The sequence below is a fragment of the Streptomyces sp. NPDC097981 genome, from assembly GCF_040302565.1.
Classification (GTDB): Bacteria; Actinomycetota; Actinomycetes; order Streptomycetales; family Streptomycetaceae; genus Streptomyces.
Map to the genome: position 1 here is coordinate 1 of NZ_JBEORW010000188.1, position 1,420 is coordinate 1,420.

1 protein-coding gene and 1 pseudogene are annotated in these 1,420 nt (G+C 66.5%); one reads left to right on the forward strand and one right to left on the reverse strand.

Translation table 11 applies throughout. The annotated features are described in order from the left end of the window. Positions 1-255 precede the first annotated feature (255 nt). A pseudogene (locus tag ABTY04_RS40960) lies at positions 256-492 on the forward strand (IS630 family transposase); the annotation flags it as partial. 91 nt (positions 493-583) lie between these two features. Here ABTY04_RS40960 and ABTY04_RS40965 read toward each other — a convergent pair. Then, the gene (locus ABTY04_RS40965; RefSeq protein ID WP_352218515.1) at positions 584-1,135 is read right to left on the reverse strand and encodes a peptidoglycan-binding domain-containing protein; all 552 of its coding nucleotides are present in this window, start codon (positions 1,133-1,135) and stop codon (positions 584-586) included. Between the last annotated feature and the right edge of the window lie 285 nt (positions 1,136-1,420).

Below are 1,420 nucleotides of genomic sequence, written 5' to 3' on the forward strand. Positions count from 1 at the left end.
GCTACGTCACCCCACTCGAAACCAGAGCCCTGACGACCCGCGACCTCACCCCCGCAGCGTAACCACCCGCTGTCCAGATCAAAGGGGGAACTTCACCCTCCCGAAGTGGTGAACATCTGCCGCCGGTTCTCCGTTTTGACAGCAGTTCGGGAGTCACCCTGGCCTTCGGCGCCGACCTGTTGTTCATGACGCCAGACGGCACCGCCCACCGCCGGGAAGTTGAGCCGCCGTCTGGGCGTCCTCGGAAACCGGGTACTGCTGCGCAGTGACGACGAGGACTTCGTCGTCCAGACGGCCACCACCCGCCCCACCTGCTGGGGAAGCCTTTCACCCCCTGGTCGATCCGCAAACCGGCCGATCACCTGCGCAGGATCCAGGCCCGTCCGGATCGGCCGGGGGGCACTGCGCTGCCTGCTGGCCCGCCGCGGGATTTCCTTCCAGCACACGAAGACCTGGAAGGAATCCCCGGACCCGACGTTCGACGCCAAGCTGGATGAGCGGCCGGGTGACGTAGCGGGACACCCGGCCCGGCTGCGCGTCAGCGCCCCGCCCGATGGAACCCGGACGAGGTGTCGAACTGGCGTCAGCAGCGGTCCATCGAGTCGTAGTAGGCCTCGACCCTCACACCCGACAGGTTGTAGAAGCTGTAGCGGCCCGTGGCGTAGTCGCGCATGAAGAAGCGGGTCTTGGCGTGGTCGATTGCGCCGTCGTAGTTGATGTACATAAAGCCGCTGCCCCAACCGAATTGGTTGAGCCAGCTGGACGCCTTGCCGAACGTCTTGGGCCCGACGACGCCGTCGGCCTGGGACGCTCCGAGGTACTTCGCCTGCCACTTCCGGGTCGCCTCCGCCGTGGCAGGGCCGAACTTGCAGTCGATGTCCGATTCGTTGAGGAACCCGTCGTTGTAGAGGATGGTCTGCCAGACACCCGTCGCACCGCTGTTGGCGTGCTGGGTCGTGGAGAGCACACCTTCGTCGCCCCAGTCGTCGGTGACGTTGTCCCACCCGTCGACCCAGCCCTCGGCGGGGGCGGCCTGGGCGGTTGTCGCGGTCGTGACGACGCTTCCCAGCGCGAGCGCGGCGGCGGCGACCGCCACGGCCCGGTACCGGAACTTCTGCATGGAGTTCTTGTTCATGTAACTACCCTTCCCCCGCAAGGAGTTGGAGCCCTCTAGATGAGAGGCCGGCTTCTCGTCCAGAGCGTACGAGCCGGTGATCACGGGGAGTGTGCGCCAGGCGCGAAGATCGTTGACGTTGCGCGCAGGAGTCCCAGGCGTCTGGAAACGACTGAGCGCCCCAGCCGGGCGAAGCCAGGCGGGGCGCTCAGCTTGACTCTGTCGGGGATCTTGGAGTTTCCCGGTGCGCCGGGGTGATCGGTGGGCATGCTCGGGGTGTTCCGAGAGCCCATGCAGTTGTCGAGG